General features: G+C 57.9%; 6 protein-coding genes. 2 read left to right on the top strand and 4 right to left on the bottom strand.

Annotated features, from left to right (window positions below):
* From BA066_07020 to BA066_07010, 3 genes are all read right to left on the bottom strand, one after another.
* A partial coding sequence (locus BA066_07020) for a hypothetical protein (GenBank protein RDD52948.1) occupies window positions 1–547 on the bottom strand: 547 nt, incomplete at its 3' end.
* Window positions 548–596: 49 nt separating this feature from the next.
* On the bottom strand, window positions 597–875 hold the full coding sequence (locus BA066_07015) for an acylphosphatase (GenBank protein RDD52947.1): 279 nt from the start codon (window positions 873–875) through the stop codon (window positions 597–599).
* 41 nt (window positions 876–916) lie between these two features.
* A complete protein-coding gene (locus tag BA066_07010) occupies window positions 917–1,639 on the bottom strand; it encodes a hypothetical protein (GenBank protein ID RDD52946.1) in 723 nt (240 codons plus the stop codon).
* A gap of 109 nt (window positions 1,640–1,748) precedes the next feature.
* On the opposite strand from BA066_07010, the gene xth reads away from it, so the two are divergent.
* Together xth and BA066_07000 are read left to right on the top strand one after the other, a co-directional pair.
* Entirely contained in the window at window positions 1,749–2,522 is a 774-nt protein-coding gene (gene xth, locus BA066_07005) for an exodeoxyribonuclease III (GenBank protein RDD52945.1), read from the top strand.
* 41 nt (window positions 2,523–2,563) lie between these two features.
* On the top strand, window positions 2,564–3,337 hold the full coding sequence (locus tag BA066_07000) for an SDR family NAD(P)-dependent oxidoreductase (GenBank protein RDD52944.1): 774 nt from the start codon (window positions 2,564–2,566) through the stop codon (window positions 3,335–3,337).
* Here the strand turns inward: BA066_07000 and BA066_06995 are convergent.
* A partial coding sequence (locus tag BA066_06995) for a hypothetical protein (GenBank protein RDD52943.1) occupies window positions 3,239–4,063 on the bottom strand: 825 nt, incomplete at its 5' end. The genes BA066_07000 and BA066_06995 overlap by 99 nt on opposite strands.

Genomic DNA, 4,063 nt, shown 5'->3' with positions numbered 1-4,063 from the left:
CCCTTTCCCTCTCCCCCTGGGCGTAAATGGAGCTCAACATGATCCACCTGCCCATCTGCATGAATATGGAGGGGAGGGCAGTCGCTATCATCATCACGTGCATGTCCCTGTGCTTTATGTGCCCTATCTCGTGACCAAGAACCGCCTCCACCTCTTCCTCGCTCAGCGTCCTGAGCAGGCCCTCAGTCACCGCGACGCCGTAGCCGAAGATCGGGCTCCCGAATGCGAAGGCGTTTGGGACATTTATCGGTGCCAGGTAGAGTTTTGGAGTCTTAAGCCCGCTCTTCCTCGCCAGGAATTCCGCAGCATCGTGAAGCCATGGTATTTCACTCCTCCTGATCTCCCTCAACCTGTACATCCCTATGAGCAGGTAGGGTGAGATCATCCACATGAACGCGTTGAACGCGAGGGCGAGGATCACCCCTCCCACCAGCCCGATGGAGCCGAGGAGGAGCGTGAAGACGAATGTGGAGACCGCTATTATCAGGGAGAGGGTCAGGAGCATGTCCAACCTGAGACCGAGGAGCGAGAATCCCCTGGAGGCCATGTTTCTCACCCAGATCGATCCGATACATCAAATTAAAAACATTTCGGGATCACCTGAGCACGCTGAACCCCTTCCAGTCCCCCCTGAACCTCTCCCAGACCACCTCCACCCTCTCCACCCTGGCGAGCGGGGGTCCCCTGTGAGCCCACCTTATCAGCTCCTCCACCTTGTCCCTCTCCCCCTCAACCACGGCCTCCACGCTGCCATCGGGCATGTTCCTCACCCAGCCGCTTACCCCGAGCTCGTTGGCTATCTCCCTCATCGTAGACCTGAAGAAGACCCCCTGAACCCTTCCGTATATCCTCAGGCGGGCCCTGACCAGGTCCACTGCGACCCCCGATACCCAGGGAGTGAAAAAATAAAATTTGATCATTGCGAGGGGCTCAGGCCCTTGATCGCGGTGTCCGAGTAGACGAAGATCATTATCAGGGACGCCATCTCGACAAGGACTCCTATCACTCCCAGGCTCCCGAGCATGGAGAGGACCGTGCCAGCTATCATGAGTATGCCTGCATACCTGAAGTCCTGACTCAGGCCCGGTATCTCGCTGAGCCTCATCACCATGATACCGTAGAGTATCCAGCCGATCACGTAGACAGAAACCCCAAGGAGGAGGCCCGCAATCCCCGGAAGCAGGGCGGCCAGGGCCCCGATCCCCCACTCGGGCGGCCTCTCGTATCTCGGGGGAAGGGAGAGCAGGAAGTAAAAGATTGCGGCCAAGGAGATTGCCAGCACAAGAGAGCCCGCTATGGACATCACGGCTCCGATCCTTCCCAGGCTGAACTTGGCCTCATCATAAAGCTTGAAGGATGAGGATGCCCTGTACCAGAGGTAGAGGCCCACCAGCCCCAAGACCAAGGCCGCTAGCGCGAGCGTCAAGGCTGAAACGGCCATCGGCATCATCGGGGACAGCAACTCCCTCAGGGATTTTGGAGCCTCCTGGCGGGGGATCCGCCAGAAGATCGTGGGCATGGACATCAGGAGTGGGAGGAAGGAAGCTATCACGAGTATGTCTGAGAGGAGAGCCAGCAGGGATCCCAGCCTCAGGTCCTTGAATGCCCTCACGAGTTGAGGTCTCATCTCCTCACTCATGCCATCACCTCACTATACCTGAGCTGCGATATTTAAAACTTTACTTTCTTAAAAAAATTGCTTAATAAAAGATGCGGCGGATTATAAGACTCACCGCGCTCATAAGCCCATGCTCCTCAAGGTGGCCACGTACAACGTGAACTCGATAAGGTCGAGGCTCCACATAGTGATACCCTGGCTCGAGAGGAGCGGGGCTGACATCCTGATGATGCAGGAGACCAAGGTGGATGATTCGAAGTTCCCAGTGAGGGAGTTCAGGGAGATAGGATACAACGTTGTCTTCCATGGAACTGGCGGTTACAACGGGGTTGCAATAGCCTCTAGAGAGGAGCTAGAGGGAGTCAGGTTCGGACTCTTCGGCAGGGACCCGGATAGGCTCGTCAGGGGGATCTACAAGGGGATACACGTCTTGAACGCCTACGTTCCCCAGGGGTTCAGGATAGACAGCCCCAAGTACGTTTACAAGCTCGGGTGGCTCAGGGACCTCAGGAGGCTCCTGGAGGTCGAGTACGATAGGAACTGGAAATTGCTCCTGGGTGGTGATCTCAACGTAGCCCCGGAGCCGATTGATGTGCACGATCCGGAGGGTCTCAAGAACCACGTGGACTTCCACATCGAGGTCAGGGAGCTCTTCAAGGGGATCCTCTCCTGGGGGCTGGTCGACCTCTTCAGGAGACACCATCCCGGGGAGGAGGGGCAGTACACCTTCTACGACTACAGGGTCAGGGATCCCGTGAGCAGGGGGATAGGCTGGCGCGTTGATCACCTCCTCGCCACGGAGCCCCTGGCGGAGAGGAGCATCGACTGCTACATAGATCTGGAGCCCAGGCTGGCTGAGAAACCATCAGATCATGCGATACTGGTTGCGGAGTTCGAGCTCTGAGCCCGGGATAAGGATATCTTCATCAGGCCCCTGTATCCCCCATGCTCCTCGAGGGTAAGGTCGCCCTGATAACAGGGGGCACCTCAGGAATAGGCCTCGCGACAGCTGAGCTCTTCATGAGGGAGGGAGCGCTAATCTCAATAGTTGGGAGGGACAGGGGGAAGGGAGAAGCTGCCCTCAGGGCCCTGGGAGGCGGGAGAGTCTCCCTTCACCTCGGTGACGTCTCCAGGGAGGAGGAAGCGAGGAGACTGGTCGACGAGGTGGTGGACAGGTGGGGGAGGATAGACATCCTCGTGAACGCCGCCGGCGTCTTCAGAGCAGCCCCTCTCACGGAGCTGTCGGTCGAGGATTGGGATCATGTGATAAACGTGAACCTAAGGGGGACTTTCCTCATGACGAAGTTCTCCCTACCCCACATGGGTGACTCCATAGTCAACGTCAGCTCAATAGCTGGAATAAGCCCTTATCCGAGAGGGACCGCTTACTGCTCAGCCAAAGCTGCAGTCATAGCCTTCTCCAAGGCCCTGGCTCTTGAGCTGGCTGATAAGGGGATAAGGGTCAACGCTGTTGTTCCGGGGCTCGTCGACACCCCTATGCTGAGGGGAATAGCCGGGAGCGAGGAGCGCTTCAGGAGCTACTCCTCCCTCGTCCCGATGGGCAGGGTCGCCAGGGCTGAAGAGGTGGCCAGGGCCATACTCTATCTGGCCTCCCCTCTCTCATCCTACGTCACCGGAGCCGTGCTCGTGATCGATGGCGGAATAACCGCTGGTAGGATGACCACGGCCGGCTCCCTCCCCGGACCTCATACTAGATAGGGTTAGGGAGATGAGGGCGGATGCCCTGTAGGTAAGGAGCGAGAGGGCGAGCCCGCTCACCCCTAGGGAGGAGCCGAGGAAGTATATCGAGGAGAAGAGGATGGGAAGGGAAACGGAGCTTGATATCAGAACGGAGACTGGATCCTCCTCGCTGAGCCTCTTGGCGGAGGATATGCCGTAGAGGGAGTCTATGATCAAACAGAGAGATGCTATGCTGCCGGCGTAGGCCGATTCCGGATAGAAACTCGGGAAGAACCTCTCCACGACCATGGGTATGAGGAGGAATCCGGCCAAAGATGCTGCTATGGAGATCAGGAGTCCGAGGACCTCCTGAAGTCTCGTTGACCTTCCCGAGGACCTCAGTGGGAGTATGTAGCTGCTCAGGCTCGAGGGCAGCGCCTGCATCGCCGAGTAGAACTGGAAGACGAGCTGATAATGCCCCAGGACCCTGTCCCCGTAGAGGGTCCCTATGACGACCTTATCGAACCTTGCGCCCATCACGGCCACGATTCCGCTGAGGTAGGAGAGGAGGGAGAACTTGAGGTATTTCTTCAGCTCCCTTACCCCTCCAAATCCTCTCCTGACCTTCCCGAGCATGGTGAGGGAGAAAAGCGTGAAGGGAAGAGTCACCGAGTAGACCACCCCATCCACGGTGAGGCGGGGGGCAAGCAGGAAGATCAGGAGGAGCTGGAGCAGCCTGCTGGATGTCTGAATGAGGAAGAAGTC

The organism is Candidatus Korarchaeota archaeon NZ13-K (assembly GCA_003344655.1).
In the GTDB taxonomy this organism is placed as follows: domain Archaea; phylum Korarchaeota; class Korarchaeia; order Korarchaeales; family Korarchaeaceae; genus Korarchaeum.
This window is presented reverse-complemented; position numbering and strand designations above follow the sequence as displayed.

Coding starts and splice junctions, on each gene's coding strand:
- BA066_07010 (RDD52946.1), bottom strand. CDS start 1,639: ATGAGTGAGGAGATGAGACCTCAACTCGTGAGGGCATTCAAGGACCTG.
- xth (RDD52945.1), top strand. CDS start 1,749: ATGCTCCTCAAGGTGGCCACGTACAACGTGAACTCGATAAGGTCGAGG.
- BA066_07000 (RDD52944.1), top strand. CDS start 2,564: ATGCTCCTCGAGGGTAAGGTCGCCCTGATAACAGGGGGCACCTCAGGA.